The following is a 17,215-nucleotide window of genomic DNA, read 5'->3' as shown; positions in this document are numbered from 1 at the left end:
TCAGTCGGCCAGCACGAACGGCGGGTCGAGGTCCTCGCCCGGCTCCGGGCCGAGCACGGTGGTGGGCTCGCCGCCGACGTCCTGGGTGATCACCGTCCAGGCCCCGTCGTAGGCGGTGGCGATGATGGTGTCGTCGTCGAGGAAGCGGACGTTCGGGAAAGAAGTGCCCTCGACCTCGAGGCGTCCGACCTCGTTCAGGTCGGTGTCGAGGACGGAGACCCACGTGTTCCCGAAGCCGTCGGCCTGCGGGTCGCCGGCGAGCAGGTAGCGGCCGTCGGGGGAGACCTCGAGGAACCTGTAGTCGCACGTCTCCGGGATGACCGCCCGCTGCTCGGCCGGGTCCCACAGCGCGTTGCAGCCCGTGAGGTCGTCCTCGAGCACCCGGGTGGCGACGACCAGCAGGTCGCCCTCGGACGTCGCGCTGGTCACGTTGAGCGTGCCGGGGGCGGGACTGCTCTCGCGGCCGTCCTGGTTCACCTCGATCGGGTCGACCTTGTACTCGTACAGGAAGACCCGGCAGTCGACGGTGCAGTCGTCGCCGGTGGCGACCATCGGGGACTGCACCTCCGGGTCGTAGCCCTCGGCGATCACCTTCTGGCCGTCGTCCCACACCGTCTGCAGGTCGCCGTCGGGTGTCATGAAGACGACGTAGGTGCCGGTGACCGAGACGATCGGCGGGTTGGAGGCCGAGTAGCTGTCGACCACGGCGCCGTCCTCGACGACGTCGACGACGGTGTCGCCGTTGTCGGCCTGCGACACGGCGACGACCCGGTCACCGAGGTCGGTGGCTGAGGTGTAGTCACCCGGGAGCGTGACGACGGTGCCGTCGGCGCGGTGCAGGTCGCCGTCCTGGAGGTAGGCGAAGCCGGGCCCCGCGGGCTCGGGCGGGGCCGGCGTCTCGCTGTCGATGGCGGTCGGGGTCTGCGTGGCGACCGGGGCGTCGTTGCTCCGGTCGCTGCCGAAGCCACCGCCGGCGGCGACGGCGACGGGGGTGATGACGGCCGCGGCGGCCACCAGGCTCGCCGCGACGACGGTACGGCGGCGGCGCTTGATGCTCACGGCCCTGCCTCTCACGTGCTCGAAGGTCAACGGGGACTCGCGGAGGTCGCGGACGCGGCGGTCGAACTCGCTGCTCATCTCGCTCTCCCACTGGTCGTCAGGCTGGTCGTCCGGGTGCTGGTCGGGTCGGTTCTCGTTCATCGGTCCTCCTCCGGTCGTCCGGGGTGCAGGTCGGCGGGCACGCGCTCACGCAGCGCCGCGATGGCGCGGCTGCACTGCGACTTGACGGTGCCGACCGAGATGCCGAGGACGTCGGCGGTCTCGGCCTCGCTCAGCTGCTCGTAGTAGCGCAGCACCACCACGGCGCGGGCCTTCGGTGGCAACGACGTCACGACCTCCCAGAGCGCGGCGCTGCGCCCCTCGTCGTAGGCGTCGACGTGGGGGCTCTCGGGGAGCACCTCGGTGGCGTGCTCCTTGCGCTTCCACGCCCGGCGCCACAGCGAGTTGTTCTCGTTGACCATGATCCGGCGCACGTAGGCGTCGACCGAGGCGCGGTCGTTGACCTTGTCCCAGGCCAGGTAGAGCTTGGCCAGCGACGTCTGCAGGACGTCCTCGGCCTGGTGCCGGTCGCCGGTCAGCAGGTACGCCGTCCGCAGCAGGCTGGGCTGGCGCGCCTCCAGGTACGCCGTGAACTCGGCGTCGCGGCGTCCGTGCCGGGTCATGTCTCCAGTGTCGGGTCTGTCCCGGCCGTGCAGCAGCATCATCGCGGCTCCTCCCTCACGTTCATGCCACCAAGACGCGAACGTGCTCGGGAAGGTTGCAGTCGTGGGCCGGTGGGCCGTCGTCCTCAGTCGACGAGCAGGTGGCCGGTGCCCCGTCCCGGCCGGAGGACCGGCGTCGTCCGCTCCAGGGAACCGTCGAGGCCGAGCCGGACGACGGCCTGCCTCCCGGCGCTCGCGCACCCGTCGAGCTCCTCGACCCCGTCGGCGGTGACCACGCTCAGGGCGGTCGTGCCCTCGAAGTAACGGCCCTCGTCCACGAGCAGCCCGCCGTCGAACGCGGCCGCCCCGCCGAGGACGAAGCGGCTCCGCGGCAGCTCGACGTCGCCACCGTCCGGGTCGACGTACGTCGTGCCGACGACGTAGCCCACCCGCGGGGCGGCGCCCGGCGGGAGGTCGTCGAGCGGCCGCGGCGACCCGGACGGGGCAGCCGGGCCGGGCGGTGCGGTCGGCGCGGGGGCACCGGACGGCGGCCGGGCAGCGGCGGCCGGCCCGCCGCCGTCCGACGGTGCGGAACAGGCTCCGAGGGCGAGGACCGCCGCCACCGCGACCGCCGGGAGGTGGCGGGCGAGCACGGGGGTGGGGACGCGCGGCATCATGTGCGTAGGACGCCGGAGACACCCCCGGGGTTGACCGGTGCGGGTGCCCACCACGCATCGGGTCAGGTCAACGGAAAGAGAGCAGCGCATGCAGCAGGTCAAGGCCGTCGTCGCGAAGGCCAAGGGAGCGCCCGTCGAGCTGGTCACGATCAACGTGCCGGACCCCGGCCCGGGTGAGGCCGTGGTGAAGGTGCAGGCCTGCGGCGTGTGCCACACCGACCTCCACTACCGCGAGGGTGGGATCAACGACGACTTCCCGTTCCTGCTGGGCCACGAGGCGGCCGGCGTGGTCGAGGCCGTCGGACCCGACGTCACCGGCGTCGCACCGGGCGACTTCGTCGTCCTGAACTGGCGCGCGGTCTGCGGGCAGTGCCGCGCCTGCAAGCGGGGCGAGGCGCAGTACTGCTTCGCCACCCACAACGCCACCCAGAAGATGACCCTCGCCGACGGCGACGACGCGGGCACGGAGCTCTCGCCGGCGCTGGGGATCGGCGCGTTCGCCGAGAAGACCCTGGTCGCGGCCGGGCAGTGCACGAAGGTCGACCCCGAGGCGCGGCCCGCGGCCGTGGGCCTGCTGGGCTGCGGCGTGATGGCCGGCATCGGTGCGGCGATCAACACCGGCGCCGTGACCCGCGGCAAGTCCGTCGCGGTCATCGGCTGCGGCGGGGTGGGCGTCGCGGCGATCGCGGGCTCCGCGCTGGCCGGGGCCAGCCCGGTCATCGCCGTCGACATCGACCCGAAGAAGCTCGAGGCGGCCACGCGGATGGGCGCGACCCACACCGTCGACTCGAGCGAGGTCGACGCCGTCGAGGAGATCAAGCGGATCTGCGCGGAGACCTACGAGGGCGCCGACGGCGCCGACGTCGTGATCGAGGCCGTGGGTCGCCCGGAGACGTGGAAGCAGGCGTTCTACGCCCGCGACCTGGCCGGCACCGTGGTCCTGGTCGGCGTCCCGACGCCCGACATGGTGGTGCCCGACCTGCCGCTGATCGACGTGTTCGGTCGCGGTGGCTCGCTCAAGTCGAGCTGGTACGGCGACTGCCTTCCGAGCCGCGACTTCCCGATGCTGGTCGACCTCTACCGCCAGGGCCGGCTCGACCTCGACGCGTTCGTCACCGAGGAGATCGGGATCGACGACGTCGAGGCCGCCTTCGCCAAGATGCACGACGGCGACGTCCTGCGGTCGGTCGTGATCCTGTGACGGCCCGGGTCGACCACGCGGTCTCCTCCGGCACGTTCAGCCTCGACGGTGGGACCTTCGACGTCGACAACAACATCTGGGTCGTCGGCGACGACTCCGAGTGCGTCGTCATCGACGCCCCGCACTCCGTCGACGACATCCTCGCGGTGGTGGGGGACCGCACGATCAAGGCGATCGTGCTGACCCACGCCCACGACGACCACTGCCGGGTCGCGCCGGCGCTGCGCGAGGCCGCCAACGGCGGGTCCGGCGCGCCGATCATGCTGCACCCGGCCGACCGGCCGCTGTGGGAGCTCACCCACGGCGGTCCGGACGACGAGACCGCGACGCTCTGGGACCTCGACCTCGCCGACGGCGCCACGATCGAGGTCGGCGGGACGACCCTGCAGGTGCTGCACACCCCGGGCCACGCGCCCGGCGCGGTCTGCCTGTTCGCCCCCGACCTGGGCTGCGTCTTCACCGGCGACACCCTGTTCAACGGCGGTCCCGGCGCGACCGGGCGCAGCTTCAGCGACGAGGAGCTCATCAAGGACTCCATCCGCGCCCGGCTCTTCGCCCTGCCCGGCGAGACCGTGGTGCACACCGGCCACGGCGACGACACCACGATCGCCGCCGAGCAGGCCGGTCTCGGCTGAGCCGACCCACCCCACGGTGGCCGCCGGGCCCCCTCGTCCACACCTGGTCGAGGGGGCCGGTCAGAACGGGTCGACCAGGTACGCCGCGCCCCGGCCGGCGACCCGGGTCATCACGATGGTGGCCTCGGCGTCACCGGTGAGGGCGAGCCGCTTGCGCAGCTGCTCCGGCACGACGTCGACGCCGCGCTTCTTGATCGTCAGCGTGCCGACCCCGCGCTCGCGCAGCGCCGCCTTCAGCTGCTTCTCGCGGTAGGGGAGCTCCTCGAGCACCCGGTAGCCGCGGGCGAACGGCGTGCGGAACGAGCCGTCGGAGGTGACGTAGGCGATGTGCTCGTCGACCAGGCCGCCGTCGACCCCGGCCGCGACGGCGGTGACCAGGCCCGCGCGGATGACGGCGCCGTCGGGCTCGTAGAGGTAGCCGCCGACCTCGCGGACGCCGACCTGGGCCGGACCCGGGTCGTCGTCCTCGGTGAGGGTGGCCAGGCCGCCGTCGCCGATGACCGTGGCCCGGCGCCGCGTCGAGGCCAGGCTGCCCGACCACAGCGCTGCCTCCTTGACCTCGCCGTGGTCGCTGACCCACTCGGCCTCGACGCCCTCGGGCACCAGGTCGTGGGGGATGCCGGGGGCGACCTTCACGCAGGCGTCGCGGGTGAGCAGCCGCTCGACGAACGTCCAGGGCGGCGTCCAGGCGTCCGGGCTCCACGTGCGGCCCGCGCCGGTGCGGCGGGCGGGGTCGGCGAAGGCGACGTCGAACGGCGAGGTGTCGATCCGGGTCGCGTCGGCGACGCTCACCGCGCCCGGGAGGCCCAGTGCGGCCAGGTTGGCCTCGGCCACCGCGACCCGGACCGGGTCGAGGTCGACGCCGACGCAGGTGATCCCCGCCTCGGCGGCGGCGAGCAGGTCGCCGCCGATGCCGCAGCCGAGGTCGACGAGGGTGCGGGTGGCGAACGCCGTCAGCCGGCCGGCGCGGTGTCGCGCGACCGCGGCGCGGGTGGCCTGCTCGAGCCCGTCGGGCGTGAAGTACAGGACGGCGGCCCGCGCGCCGAGCTTGGCCTCGGCGCGTCGGCGCAGCGTCACCTGGGTGAGCGCGGCGGCGACCCGGTCCGGCGTCGCCGTCCGGCGCAGCGCCGTCTGGACCGCGAGCTCGTCGTCGCCGCCGGCCACGAGGTCGGTCGCCGCCGTCAGCAGGGCTCGACCGTCGTCGGTCAGCAGCCAGCGGAAGGCGTCGAGGTCCATGTCACGATCCTCGCAGGCGGGTTTGCCGTGGCTGCGCCGGTGGGCACAGGGGGCCATGCGTCGTCCCGTTCCCGCCCTCGCGGTCCCCACCCTGGCCGTGGTCCTGACCGCCACCCTGCTCGGCTGCTCGGGCCCGGGGGGCGACGAGGGCCGGGCGGCGCCGGTCGGCACGGTCGTCGACCTGTCGACGTCGTCGGTGGCGGGGCGGCTCGTCACCGTCCAGACGCCCGACGGGCGGATCGACTTCACCGTCAGCGCGCCGCTCGACGACCTGCCGGCCCACGACGAGACCTACGACCGGCCCGCCGACGACGCGTCGTTCGTCGGCGTCGCGTGGACCTGGGACTTCACCGGCGGTTTCGCCGCGATGCGGGCGCCGCAGGGCGAGCGGGTCGAGCCGCACGTGTGGCTCGTCGCCGACGGACGCGAGTACTCCCTCGACGAGGCGACGCTCGTGAGGAACGACGAGGACGCCGTCGCCGACGCCGAGGACACACCGTTCGAGTTCTCCGGCAGCGCCTACGTCGCGGTCGAGGGCGAGCCGGACGACCTGGCGGTGAAGGTCGACTTCGACGGCCTCGAGCAGGTCGTCGAGGTCGGCGACGTCACCGTCGTCCACGAGGGGCCGGCCGCCGACCTGTACGGGCCGCCCGACAGCCTGGCCCGGAGCGAGGTCCGCTGCGGGCCGCCACGGTCGACGCCGAGCGCGGCGGCGGCGGGCAACGACCTGAGCCACTGTCTCCTGCAGGTGGCCCGGGTGCCCTGGGCGCCCGGGCACGGGTGGGTGACGTCGCAGGACGACCGGTGGCTGGTGCTCGAGACGTCCCTCTGGCCCGACGGGGTCGCCGAGATCGCCGGCCGCGACGGGTGCTCCGGGTCGACCGAGACCACGGACTTCCGGTACCGGCTGGGGGACGCCGAGCCGGTCGAGGCGCGCCCGGCCGACCCCGCCGACGGATCCGCGCCCCTCGGGCGCGACCACGTCGTCTTCGACTCCTCGGCCGACGACGGGGAGGTCCTCACCGTCACCGCCGTCCAGCGCTTCGAGGCCGCCGACGCCGCCTGCCCCGACATCCGCGTGACCTGGAGCATCGAGGTCTGACGCGAGGACGTCGTTTGCGGAGCCGGGGCGCGCGGAAGGAGGAACCTCGTGCCCCCCGCCGTCCCCACCTCCCGTCGCACCGTCGCCGCGGGTGTCGCCCTGGTCCTCGTCGTCGCCGTCGCCGCCGTGGTGTGGTTCCAGCGCGACGACCGGCCGAGGGTGGCCGCGGGTGACCAGGTGGCCGCCACCGACGGCCAGGCCGTTCCCGGGTGGACCGTCGACCTCCGGGTCCCGACCGGCAGCTACCGCCTCACGGTGGGTGAGCCCACCGAGGAGATGCCGGCCTCGTGCTGCACCGACGAGCCCGCCGACCGGAGACCGCCCGAGGACGGCAGCTTCGTCGGCGTCGAGCTGGCGCAGGTCCAGGTCGGTCCCGCGCCGGCCCTGGAGCCGGGGAGCGAGCCGGTCTCGCCGACGTTCACGCTGGTGGTCGGGTCGTCCTCGCCCGCCGACGAGACAGCGCGGGAGTACCCGCTGCGGCTTCTCGACGAGGCCTTCGACGGGGGCACGATGACGACCAGCCGGGTCCGGGGCTACGTCGCCGTCGACGAGGTGCCCGACGCCGACGAGGTCACGGTGGCGGTGGACTACGACGGGGTCACCCAGGTCGTCGACCCCACCGGCCTCCGGGTCGACCGCGCCGGTGCCGACCAGCTCTACCTCGACGCCCACGACGAGGAGGGTGCGGTGCGGTGCGGGCCGCGGGCGCGCGCGGCCGGAGGGCTGACGTTCGTGCGCGAGGGCGAGCCGGGCTGCACGGTCACGGTCCAGCGGCGGCCCTGGGTCGGCGGGCTCGGGTGGGCCGGCGAGGGACGCGAGTGGCTCGTGCTGAGCGTCGGGGTCGACGCCTACTTCTCGGCCGAGCGCCGGGTGGGCGCCCGGTCCTACCGCTACTACACCTCCGCTGCCGGGCCGGCGGCGTCGCTGGGGGTGACCGTCGACGGCGAGGCGCCGCGGACGACGTGGGCCGACGGTGACGGCCTCCTGGTCGCGGTGACCCCGGTCGCGGCGAACACGGTCGATCAGCACCGGGTCGACACCACGGCCAGCTACAGCAGCGTGATCGCCGAGGACCCCGACCCGGTGCGCGTCGTCGTGGCCTCCTGGCGCCGCGACATCTGACCACGCACCCACCCTCCCTGGCACTCGTCAGGGGGGAGTGCTAGTTTCAGAACTGGCACTCTCGACCCGAGGGTGCCAGCGCTTGCGAAGAGGTACGACCCCCGCGACGGCGTACCACCGAGCAGGCCCACCACGTGAGCCCGCAGAGTTACAACGAAAGTGGAGGTCGACATCGTGTCGGTCAACATCAAGCCTCTCGAGGACCGGATCGTCGTCAAGCCCCTCGAGGCCGAGCAGACCACGGCTTCCGGCCTGGTCATCCCGGACACCGCCAAGGAGAAGCCCCAGGAGGGCGAGGTCGTGGCCCTGGGTCCCGGTCGCATCGACGACAACGGCAACCGCGTCCCGCTCGACGTCGCCGTCGGCGACAAGGTCATCTACAGCAAGTACGGCGGCACCGAGGTCAAGTACGCCGGGGACGAGTTCCTCATCCTCTCGGCGCGCGACGTCCTCGCCGTCGTCTCCTGATCACTCCCTGATCTCTCCAGATCAGCTGCGCGGGTCGTCCGCCTGACGAGCGCCTCGTGCGTACGTCGGCGGGCGACCCGTTCGCCGTTCTGGCCCTGAACCACACCCCGCACCACATCCGGCAAGGAGCACCACCGCATGCCCAAGATCCTGGAGTTCGACGAGAACGCCCGCCGCGCGCTCGAGCGTGGCGTCGACGCCCTCGCCAACGCCGTCAAGGTCACCCTCGGCCCGAAGGGCCGTTACGTCGTCCTCGACAAGAAGTGGGGCGCGCCGACCATCACCAACGACGGTGTCACCGTCGCCCGTGAGATCGAGCTCGACGACCCCTTCGAGAACCTCGGCGCCCAGCTGACGAAGGAGGTCGCCACCAAGACCAACGACGTCGCCGGTGACGGCACCACCACCGCGACCGTGCTCGCCCAGGCGATGGTCCACGAGGGCCTGCGCGCCGTCGCGGCCGGCGCCAACCCGATGGGCCTCAAGCGCGGCATGGACCTCGCCGCCCAGGCCGTCTCCGACGCCCTGCTCGAGGCCGCCCGCGAGGTCGAGACCCGCGCCGACATGGCCTCGGTCGCCACCATCTCGAGCCGCGACGCCCACATCGGCGACCTGCTCGCCGACGCCTTCGACAAGGTCGGCAAGGACGGCGTGATCACGGTCGAGGAGTCCAACACCATGGGCACCGAGCTCGAGTTCACCGAGGGCATGCAGTTCGACAAGGGCTACATCAGCCAGTACTTCGTCACCGACCCGGAGCGCATGGAGGCCGTCCTCGACGACCCCTACATCCTCCTGCACCAGGGCAAGATCTCCGCGATCTCCGACCTGCTCCCGCTGCTCGAGAAGGTCATCCAGGCCGGCAAGCCGCTCTTCATCCTCGCCGAGGACGTCGACGGCGAGGCGCTCTCGACCCTGGTCGTCAACAAGATCCGCGGCACCTTCAACGCCGTCGCGGTGAAGGCTCCGGCCTTCGGCGACCGCCGCAAGGCGATGATGCAGGACATCGCGACGCTGACCGGTGGGCAGGTCATCGCCCCCGAGGTCGGCCTCAAGCTCGACCAGGTCGGCCTCGAGGTGCTCGGCACCGCCCGTCGCGTCGTCATCACCAAGGACAACACGACCATCGTCGACGGCGCGGGCGACTCCGCCGAGGTCGAGGGCCGGGTCAACCAGATCAAGGCCGAGATCGAGAACACCGACTCCGACTGGGACCGCGAGAAGCTCCAGGAGCGCCTCGCCAAGCTCGCCGGCGGTGTCTGCGTGATCAAGGTCGGCGCCGCCACCGAGGTGGAGCTGAAGGAGAAGAAGCACCGCATCGAGGACGCCGTCTCCGCGACCCGTGCGGCCATCGAGGAGGGCATCGTCCCCGGCGGTGGCTCGGCGCTCATCCACGCCGTCGCCGTCCTCGACAAGGACCTCGGCCTCACCGGCGACGAGGCGTTCGGCGTCCGCGTCGTCCGCAAGGCCGCCGACGAGCCGCTTCGCTGGATCGCCGAGAACGGCGGCGTCAACGGCTACGTCGTCACCTCCAAGGTCCGCGAGCTCGGCCTGGGCAACGGCTACAACGCCGCCGACGACACCTACGGCGACCTGGTCGCCCAGGGCGTCCTCGACCCGGTCAAGGTCACCCGCTCGGCCCTCATCAACGCGACGTCCATCGCCGCGATGCTGCTGACCACCGAGACGCTGATCGTCGAGAAGCCCGAGGACGAGGACGAGTCCGCCGCCGGCGGCCACGGGCACGGCCACGGTCACTGATCCACCCCCGCCGGTCCGCCGGCTGATCCGACCCGTCGCGGGTGACCGCGGCGGGTCGGTCCGCTTTTCGGGGCCGGTCCCGGGGCTGGTCCCGGGGCCGGTCCCGGCGTCGGTCCGAGTGCGGGTCTGCACGACGCGCCGGGGTCGAGGTGCCCGAGAACCTCACGCCGACCCACTCGCTCTGACAAGGTGAGCGGGCACCGTGCCGACCTGGGGAGGGAGGGCGATGGTCAACGACGCGCCGACCCGGCGGACGGCGGGAGGATCCCGCCTGCTCACCGCCGTCCTCGCGCTCCTCCTGCTCGCGGTCCTCGCCACCTCGGCGGTGCTGCTCCTCGAGCGCCGCAACGACCCCGACGACTCCCCGCAGCGACCGGCCGACATCGGCGCGGACGGCTGGGAGGACGACGTCGAGGGCCGGGCGGTCGTCGCGGCGCGTCGGGCGGCGCGGACGTACTTCACCCTCGACCACCGTCACGTCGAGCGCGACATGGACGCGATGCGGGCCCTGGGCACCGACAGCTTCGTCGCGTCGTACGACGCCGGCGCCGCGGCCCTCGCCGACCGGGTCGCCGAGCGGCGGCTGCGGCTCAGCGCGGCGCTCGAGCGCGACGGCGCCGCCACCGAGCTCCTCCTCGCCGATCGGGCCCAGGTCCTGGTCACCCTCGACGTGACGACCACGGCGCCGACCGGCCGGCGCACGGCGCCGTACCGCACCCGCGTCGTGCTCGACCTCGTCGGCGGCGACTGGCTGGTCGCGGCGCTCGAGGAGGTGCGCTGATGGGCCCCCTGCGGCGTCCCGTGGTCGTCCTGCTCGTGCTGGTCCTGCTGGGCTCGGCCCTCACGGTCGCGCTCGCGCTCACCCGCCCCGACGTCGCCCGGAGCGCGCCCGACAGCCGCGGCGGCTACGAGGTCGCCGACCTCCTCGGACCCGGCGGCGACGGGCTCGAGGCGGCGGTCGCGGCCGTCCCGCTCGCCCTCGGCTACGACCACGCCGACCTCGCCGGCAGCCTGAGGGCCGCCTCGGCGACCATGACGCCGGCCTACGCCGCCCGCTTCGCCCGGGTCTTCGGTCGCGAGGTCCGCCCCTTCGCCCGCGAGCGCGAGGCCGTCACCGAGGCGCGGGTGCGGGGCGCGGGCGTGGTCCGCACCCGCGGGGGCGAGGACGTCGTCTGCCTCCTCTACGTCGACCAGGTGCTCGTCTCGGGGCGCGGTCTCGCGGCCGGCGAGAGCGAGGTGCTCGGGCGCAACCGGGTGCTCGTCGACGTCGTCCTCACCGACGGCGTCTGGAAGGTCGACGACATCCGCGTCCTCTGAGCCGGGTGCGAGGCAGACGCAATGTCGTCGCAACCGGTCGGACTTGCGGGCGCAACGACGGCCGAGGACCCTGGAAGCATGCTGTGGAGAGTGCGTGTCACCCTGCCCGACCGTCCGGGCGCCCTGGCCGAGCTGGCGGCGGAGTGCGGCAAGGCCGGCGCGAACATCGTCGGCGTCCAGGCCTTCCCCGACAACGACCGGGTGACCGACGAGCTCGTGCTGCGGACCCCCGACGAGTGGACCGCCGAGGACCTCGTCGTCCTGCACGAGCGCTCCGGCGGCCGGGACATCGTGGCCGCGACGTGCACCGAGGAGGCGCTGCTCGACCAGCCGACCCGCTACGTGCAGGCCGCGCGGTCGGTGCTGGCCCAGCCGGCGTCGTTCCCCGACGTCGTGGCCCACCTGTTCGACGCCGACGTCCTGCCGGGCGAGGGGCCGCAGGACGTGATGGAGATGGCGGTCGGCGACGTCCAGGTGCAGATCCGTCGGGTCGCGCCGTTCACCGCGGTCGAGCACGCCCGCGGTGCGGCGATGGCCGAGCTCGTCAGCGACGTGCTGGGCCGCGACCGCCCGGCCTTCGCGCCGTCCGGCGGACGGCGGATCGGGGCCGGCGCGGTGCCGACGTACGTCGTCGACGGCGGCACGGTGACGGCGCTCGCCGACGGCGTCGCCGCCGGTCGCGCCGCCGTGGTCGCGAGCACCGAGGACCCCACCGTCTTCACCGTCGACATCCGGGTCGACGCCGCCTGGCAGCGCCGCGGCATCGGGACCCGGCTGCTGGGCGACTCCGCCCGCCTCGCCCGCGGCCTCGGCGCCTCCGAGATCGTCCTCACCACCGCCCACGACAACCGCGCGGTGATGCCGATGGTGCTCTCCGCGGGCATGCGGGGCCGGATCCGGATGGCCGGCGAGACCCTGACCGTCCGCATCTCCGTTTCCGACCTCCGTCCCCTCGACCGCTGACCCGTCACCTATCGGTGACGGGTCGGCGTCCAGGTCGCGGTGACCCGTCGCCTATGGGTGACGGGTCGGCGTCCAGGTCGCGCTGACCCGTCGCCTATGGGTGACGGGTCAGCGTCGAGATCGCGGTGACCCGTCGCCTATGGGTGACGGGTCAGCGTCAGACGAGGCGGCGGTCGAGGTTCATCGCGGCGCTGATGAGCGACAGGTGGGTGAAGGCCTGGGGGAAGTTGCCGAGCTGGTCGCCGGTCAGCCCGACCTGCTCGGCGTACAGCCCGAGGTGGTTGGCGTAGGTGAACATCTTCTCCAGCGCCAACCGGGCGTCGTCGAGCCGGTCCGCGCGGGTCAGCGCCTCGACGTACCAGAACGAGCAGAGCGAGAAGGTGCCCTCCGGCCCGTCGAGGCCGTCGGTCGTGTGGCCCAGGTCGTAGCGGAAGACCAGGCTGTCGGAGACGAGCCGCTCCTCGAGCACCTGCAGCGTCGAGAGCCAGCGCGGGTCGTTGGGCGCGAGGAACTTCACCAGCGGCATCAGCAGGACGCCGGCGTCGACGGTGTCGGCGCCCTCGGCGGCCATGAACGCGCCGACCTCGTCGTCCCAGCACTCCTCGACGATGCGGCGGTGGATCGCGTCGCGGGCCTCGCCCCACCGCGCCAGGTCACCGGGCAGCCCGCGCTGCCGCGCGGTTCGCATCATCCGCTCGATCGCCACCCAGCACATCAGGCGCGACACGGTGTGCGGTCGCGGGTCGTCGCGGATCTCCCACATGCCGGCGTCGGGACGCTCCCAGTTCTCGATCAGCCACTCGACCACCCGGGTCAGGTCGGCCCACGCGTCGAGGCTGATGCCGGCGCTGTACTTGTTGAACAGGTAGACCGAGTCGATCAGCTCGCCGTAGATGTCGAGCTGGAGCTGCTCGGCGGCGGCGTTGCCGACCCGCACCGGGCGTGAGCCGGCGTAGCCGCGCAGGTGGTCGAGCTCGTGCTCCTCGGCGGGCACGGCGCCGTCGATGTCGTAGAGGTTGCGCAGCGGGCCGACGTCGTCGTTGCCCTGGTCGTCGCCGAGCCGCTCGGACAGCCACCGCATGAACGACTCGGCCTCGTCGGTGAAGCCCAGCCGCAGCAGCGCGTAGAGGCTGAACGCCGCGTCGCGGATCCACACGTAGCGGTAGTCCCAGTTGCGCTCGCCGCCGATCTCCTCCGGCAGGCTGGTCGTCGGGGCGGCGACGATCGCACCGCTCGGCTCGTGGGTGAGCAGCTTCAGGGTGATGGCGGAGCGGTCGACCATCTCGCGCCAGCGGCCGCGGTACGTCGACTGCGCCAGCCAGCCGCGCCAGAACCGCGCGGTGCGGTCGAGCGCGCCGGCCACGTCCTCGTCGTCGGGCAGGTCCGCGCCGGCGTCCAGCACGTGCAGGCAGAACCTGGCCTCCTCGCCGGCGCGCAGCACCCACTCGGCCGACAGGACGCCGTCCCCGACCTCGACGTCGTGGCTCGCGCTCAGCCCGAGGCACAGGTCGCCGGCGCGGAGAACGAGCCGGCGGGGGTCGAGGACCTCGACGTCCGGGACGACGCGTCCGTAGTCGGGCCGCGCCCGCAGCTCGGTGCGGACCCGGACCGTCCCCCGGACGGCCACGACCCGGCGCACGATCCGCTGGCGGTGGTCGGGGTCGTGCGCCCGCTCGAGCGGGAAGAGGTCGTGCACCTCCGCGACGCCGTCCTCGGTGAGGAAGCGGGTCACCAGGATCGCGGAGTCGGGAAGGTAGAACTGGGTCGTCCGCGTGTGCCCGTCGACCACCCACGTCCGCCAGGAGCCGGCGGCGGGGTCGAGCAGGCCCCCGAACACGCTCGGCGCGTCGAAGCGGCCGGCACAGAACCAGTCGATGGTCGCCTCCGTCGACACCAGCGCGCAGGTGCGCAGGTCCCCGATGACGCCGTGGTCGGCGATCTGGGCCTGCTGGTCACCGTGCTCGTGGGTGCGCCCGGACTCGTCGTGCTCGGCCCGGCTCACCGCAGCCGCCACCCGCCCTCGGCCAGGTCGAGCGCGGCCTGCGGACCCCACGAGCCCTGCTCGTAGGCGTGGACCGGCGGCCGCTCGTCGAGCAGCGGCTGCACCACCTGCCAGAGCCGGTCGACCTCGTCGGAACGGGTGAAGAAGGTCTGGTCGCCGCGCATCACGTCGAGCAGCAGCCGCTCGTAGGCCTCGAGCGGGTCCGACACCTCGTCGGGGACGTCGTCGGCGAGCGCCAGGTGGAAGGCACCCTCGACGAGGGCGAGATCGGGGCCGGGGCGCTTGGCGCGGACGTCGACCCGGATCTGGACGTCGTCGGTCAGCTCGAGCACCAGGTCGTTGGGCGGCTGCGCGGTCGCGGCCTCGTCGCCGAACAGCGAACCCCCGGCGTCGCGGAAGCGGAGCGTGATCGTGCGCCGGGTCTCGGCGAGCGCCTTGCCGGTGCGCAGGTAGAACGGGACGTCGCGCCAGCGCTCGTTGTCGACGTACATCTCGAGGGCGACGAAGGTCTCGACGTCGGAGTCGGCGTCGACGTCGTCCTCGTCGCGGTAGCCGTCGTACTGGCCGTAGACGGCACGGCTCGCGTCCAGCGGCCGCAGCGCCTCGAAGACCGCGGACTTCGCGTCGCGCACGGCCTGCGCGCTCAGCTCGCCCGGCTCCTCGAGCGCGATGAACCCGAGCAGCTGCGACAGGTGGGTCGAGACCATGTCGCGCAGGCAGCCGGTGGACTCGTAGAAGCTGCCGCGGCCCTCCATCGCGAGCGTCTCGGGGACGTCGATCTGCACCGACGCGATGCTGCGGCGGTCCCACGCGGGCTCGAACAGGCCGTTGGCGAAGCGCAGCGCCAGGATGTTCTGCACCGCCTCCTTGCCGAGGAAGTGGTCGATGCGGAAGACCTGCTCCTCCTCGACGACGCCCTTGAGGGCGGCGTCGAGGCTCCGCGAGCTCTCGAGGTCGAGGCCGAACGGCTTCTCCACGACGAGCCGGGCCCGGTCGGTGAGGCCCTCGCGGCCGAGCATCCCGATCATCGGCTCCATCGCGGCCGGCGGGACGGAGAGGTACACGAGCCGGCGCACGTCGTCGCCGCCGAGCCGGTCCTCGGCGTCGCGGACGGCGGCCGCGAGGTCGGCACCGTCGTCGGCGTCGGAGGTCTGGAAGCGCACCCGCGCCAGGAGGTCGTCGGCGACCTCGTCGTCGAGGTCGTCGACGGTCTCCGCGAGGCCCTCGCGGACCTGGTCGCGGAACTCGGCGTCGGTGCCGGGGGAGTGCCGACCGGAGCCGATGACGGCGTACTCCTCGGGCATCCGGCCGGCCGCCGCGAGGCGGTAGAGACCCGGGAAGAGCTTGCGTGCCGCGAGGTCGCCGGTGGCGCCGAAGAGCACGAGGACGTGGGGTGGGAGCTGGTCGGTCACCCGACCAGCCTGGCGGTGGGCCGCCGGGAGCGGTTCATCCAGAAGGCCACGACCGGTGCGGCGCAGGTCACGCCGTAGGCTGGGTCCGTGGAGGTTCCTGAGAAGTTCGCCGCACTCGGTCTGACCTACGACGACGTGCTGCTGCTGCCCGGTCATTCCGACCTCGCGCCCGACGACATCGACACGACCACGCGGTTGACCCGCGAGATCAGCCTCCGGGTGCCGATGCTCAGCGCCGCGATGGACACCGTGACCGAGTCGCGGATGGCGATCGCGATGGCGCGCCAGGGCGGGCTCGGCGTGCTGCACCGGAACCTGTCGATCACCGACCAGGCCTACCAGGTCGACCTCGTGAAGCGGACCCAGACCGGGATCATCTCCAACCCCGTGACGATCGGCCCCGACGCGACGCTCGAGGAGCTCGACCGGATCTGCGGCGAGTACCGCGTCTCCGGGCTGCCGGTCGTCGACGGCGACAACCGCCTGCTCGGCATCTGCACCAACCGCGACCTGCGGTTCACCCCGGTCGCGGAGTGGGCCAGCACGAAGGTCGACGAGGTGATGACGCCGATGCCGCTCGTCACCGGCGCCGTCGGGATCTCCCGCGAGGAGGCGACGCTGCTGCTGCGCAGGCACAAGCGCGAGCGGCTGCCCCTCGTCGACGAGCAGGGGCGCCTCGGTGGGCTGATCACCGTCAAGGACTTCGTCAAGGGCGAGCAGTTCCCGATGGCCTCGAACGACGCCCACGGCCGCCTCATGGTCGGCGCCGCCATCGGCTACTTCGGCGACGCGTGGCTGCGCGCGACCACCCTCGTGGAGGCCGGCGTCGACGTGCTCGTGGCCGACACCGCCCACGGCAACGTGCGGATGCTCCTCGACATGGTCCAGCGGCTCAAGACCGACCCGGCGACCAGGCACGTCCAGGTCATCGGCGGCAACGTCGCCACCCGCGAGGGCGCCCAGGCGTTCGTCGACGCCGGGGCCGACGCGATCAAGGTCGGCGTCGGCCCGGGCTCGATCTGCACCACGCGGGTCGTCACCGGCGTCGGCGTCCCGCAGGTCACCGCCGTCTACGAGGCGTCGCTGGCCGCCCGGCCGGCCGGTGTCCCGGTCATCGCCGACGGCGGCATGAAGCACTCCGGCGAGATCGCCAAGGCGATCGTCGCCGGCGCCGACAGCGTCATGGTCGGCTCGCTGCTCGCCGGCTGCGACGAGTCGCCCGGCGAGCTGGTCTTCGTCAACGGCAAGCAGTTCAAGTCCTACCGCGGCATGGGCTCCCTCGGTGCCATGTCGAGCCGCGGCAAGAAGTCCTACTCCAAGGACCGCTACTTCCAGGCCGAGGTCACCAGCGACGACATGATCGTGCCCGAGGGCATCGAGGGCCAGGTCGCCTACCGCGGCCCGCTGTCCGCGGTCGCCCACCAGCTCATCGGCGGCCTCACGCAGTCGATGTTCTACGTCGGCGCCCGGACCGTCCCCGAGCTGCAGGAGAAGGGCCGGTTCGTCCGGATCACCTCCGCCTCGCTCAAGGAGAGCCACCCGCACGGCGTCCAGATGACCGTCGAGGCGCCCAACTACACCGGCTCCTAGACGGTTCCTGGACGGCTCCGGGACGGCTG

Annotated in this window: 16 protein-coding genes; 10 read left to right on the top strand and 6 right to left on the bottom strand. The window is 73.1% G+C overall.

From position 1 onward, the window contains the following. From E4623_RS01490 to E4623_RS01480, 3 genes are all read right to left on the bottom strand, one after another. Positions 1–1,200 (bottom strand): hypothetical protein, encoded by a 1,200-nt coding sequence (locus E4623_RS01490; RefSeq protein WP_134764750.1) that lies wholly within the window; start codon positions 1,198–1,200, stop codon positions 1–3. Then, positions 1,197–1,721 (bottom strand): SigE family RNA polymerase sigma factor, encoded by a 525-nt coding sequence (locus E4623_RS01485; protein WP_134764749.1) that lies wholly within the window; start codon positions 1,719–1,721, stop codon positions 1,197–1,199. Before E4623_RS01485 ends, E4623_RS01490 begins: the two co-directional genes overlap by 4 nt. A gap of 125 nt (positions 1,722–1,846) precedes the next feature. Next, the gene (locus E4623_RS01480; protein ID WP_134764748.1) at positions 1,847–2,377 is read right to left on the bottom strand and encodes a hypothetical protein; all 531 of its coding nucleotides are present in this window, start codon (positions 2,375–2,377) and stop codon (positions 1,847–1,849) included. Positions 2,378–2,465: 88 nt separating this feature from the next. Between E4623_RS01480 and E4623_RS01475 the strand changes: the two genes are divergently transcribed. Then, on the top strand, positions 2,466–3,578 hold the full coding sequence (locus tag E4623_RS01475) for an S-(hydroxymethyl)mycothiol dehydrogenase (RefSeq protein WP_134764747.1): 1,113 nt from the start codon (positions 2,466–2,468) through the stop codon (positions 3,576–3,578). Further along, positions 3,575–4,213, top strand: coding sequence for an MBL fold metallo-hydrolase (locus E4623_RS01470; RefSeq protein ID WP_134764746.1), 639 nt, complete (start codon positions 3,575–3,577; stop codon positions 4,211–4,213). Before E4623_RS01475 ends, E4623_RS01470 begins: the two co-directional genes overlap by 4 nt. A gap of 60 nt (positions 4,214–4,273) precedes the next feature. Here E4623_RS01470 and E4623_RS01465 read toward each other — a convergent pair whose 3' ends face one another. Continuing rightward, positions 4,274–5,449: a class I SAM-dependent methyltransferase gene (locus tag E4623_RS01465; RefSeq protein WP_134764745.1), complete on the bottom strand. Its 1,176-nt coding sequence runs from the start codon at positions 5,447–5,449 to the stop codon at positions 4,274–4,276. A gap of 55 nt (positions 5,450–5,504) precedes the next feature. On the opposite strand from E4623_RS01465, the gene E4623_RS01460 reads away from it, so the two are divergent. The 7 genes from E4623_RS01460 (at position 5,505) to E4623_RS01430 (ending at position 12,182) form a co-directional block, all read left to right on the top strand. Next, positions 5,505–6,551 (top strand): hypothetical protein, encoded by a 1,047-nt coding sequence (locus E4623_RS01460; RefSeq protein ID WP_134764744.1) that lies wholly within the window; start codon positions 5,505–5,507, stop codon positions 6,549–6,551. 48 nt (positions 6,552–6,599) lie between these two features. After that, the gene (locus E4623_RS01455) at positions 6,600–7,673 is read left to right on the top strand and encodes a hypothetical protein (RefSeq protein WP_134764743.1); all 1,074 of its coding nucleotides are present in this window, start codon (positions 6,600–6,602) and stop codon (positions 7,671–7,673) included. A gap of 174 nt (positions 7,674–7,847) precedes the next feature. Beyond that, on the top strand, positions 7,848–8,141 hold the full coding sequence (groES, locus tag E4623_RS01450) for a co-chaperone GroES (protein WP_134765380.1): 294 nt from the start codon (positions 7,848–7,850) through the stop codon (positions 8,139–8,141). A gap of 138 nt (positions 8,142–8,279) precedes the next feature. Then, a complete protein-coding gene (groL, locus tag E4623_RS01445) occupies positions 8,280–9,902 on the top strand; it encodes a chaperonin GroEL (RefSeq protein ID WP_134764742.1) in 1,623 nt (540 codons plus the stop codon). 202 nt (positions 9,903–10,104) lie between these two features. Beyond that, complete coding sequence (locus E4623_RS01440) at positions 10,105–10,683, top strand: hypothetical protein (protein ID WP_134764741.1); 579 nt, start codon at positions 10,105–10,107, stop codon at positions 10,681–10,683. Then, entirely contained in the window at positions 10,683–11,219 is a 537-nt protein-coding gene (locus E4623_RS01435; RefSeq protein WP_134764740.1) for a hypothetical protein, read from the top strand. The genes E4623_RS01440 and E4623_RS01435 overlap by 1 nt, the downstream gene beginning before the upstream one ends. A gap of 78 nt (positions 11,220–11,297) precedes the next feature. Next, positions 11,298–12,182 (top strand): GNAT family N-acetyltransferase, encoded by an 885-nt coding sequence (locus tag E4623_RS01430; RefSeq protein ID WP_245154774.1) that lies wholly within the window; start codon positions 11,298–11,300, stop codon positions 12,180–12,182. Positions 12,183–12,339: 157 nt separating this feature from the next. On the opposite strand, the gene E4623_RS01425 is transcribed toward E4623_RS01430, so the two are convergent. Next, on the bottom strand, positions 12,340–14,184 hold the full coding sequence (locus E4623_RS01425; RefSeq protein WP_245154773.1) for a glycoside hydrolase family 15 protein: 1,845 nt from the start codon (positions 14,182–14,184) through the stop codon (positions 12,340–12,342). Beyond that, a complete protein-coding gene (zwf, locus tag E4623_RS01420; RefSeq protein ID WP_134764737.1) occupies positions 14,181–15,596 on the bottom strand; it encodes a glucose-6-phosphate dehydrogenase in 1,416 nt (471 codons plus the stop codon). The genes E4623_RS01425 and zwf overlap by 4 nt, the downstream gene beginning before the upstream one ends. An 87-nt stretch (positions 15,597–15,683) precedes the next feature. Here zwf and guaB point away from each other — a divergent pair, with 87 nt between their 5' ends. Then, positions 15,684–17,186 carry an IMP dehydrogenase gene (guaB, locus tag E4623_RS01415; RefSeq protein WP_134764736.1) on the top strand — a complete coding sequence of 501 codons (1,503 nt, stop codon included), beginning with the start codon at positions 15,684–15,686 and terminating at the stop codon, positions 17,184–17,186. The last annotated feature ends 29 nt before the right edge of the window (positions 17,187–17,215 follow it).

This window comes from Nocardioides sp. 1609 (assembly GCF_004522105.1).
In the GTDB taxonomy this organism is placed as follows: domain Bacteria; phylum Actinomycetota; class Actinomycetes; order Propionibacteriales; family Nocardioidaceae; genus Nocardioides.
The sequence above is the reverse complement of the archived record's forward strand: the minus strand, read 5'-3'. Positions and strand labels throughout refer to the sequence as shown.

Coding starts and splice junctions, on each gene's coding strand:
- E4623_RS01490 (WP_134764750.1), bottom strand. CDS start 1,200: ATGAACGAGAACCGACCCGACCAGCACCCGGACGACCAGCCTGACGAC.
- E4623_RS01485 (WP_134764749.1), bottom strand. CDS start 1,721: ATGACCCGGCACGGACGCCGCGACGCCGAGTTCACGGCGTACCTGGAG.
- E4623_RS01480 (WP_134764748.1), bottom strand. CDS start 2,377: ATGATGCCGCGCGTCCCCACCCCCGTGCTCGCCCGCCACCTCCCGGCG.
- E4623_RS01475 (WP_134764747.1), top strand. CDS start 2,466: ATGCAGCAGGTCAAGGCCGTCGTCGCGAAGGCCAAGGGAGCGCCCGTC.
- E4623_RS01465 (WP_134764745.1), bottom strand. CDS start 5,449: ATGGACCTCGACGCCTTCCGCTGGCTGCTGACCGACGACGGTCGAGCC.
- E4623_RS01460 (WP_134764744.1), top strand. CDS start 5,505: ATGCGTCGTCCCGTTCCCGCCCTCGCGGTCCCCACCCTGGCCGTGGTC.
- groL (WP_134764742.1), top strand. CDS start 8,280: ATGCCCAAGATCCTGGAGTTCGACGAGAACGCCCGCCGCGCGCTCGAG.
- E4623_RS01435 (WP_134764740.1), top strand. CDS start 10,683: ATGGGCCCCCTGCGGCGTCCCGTGGTCGTCCTGCTCGTGCTGGTCCTG.
- E4623_RS01430 (WP_245154774.1), top strand. CDS start 11,298: ATGCTGTGGAGAGTGCGTGTCACCCTGCCCGACCGTCCGGGCGCCCTG.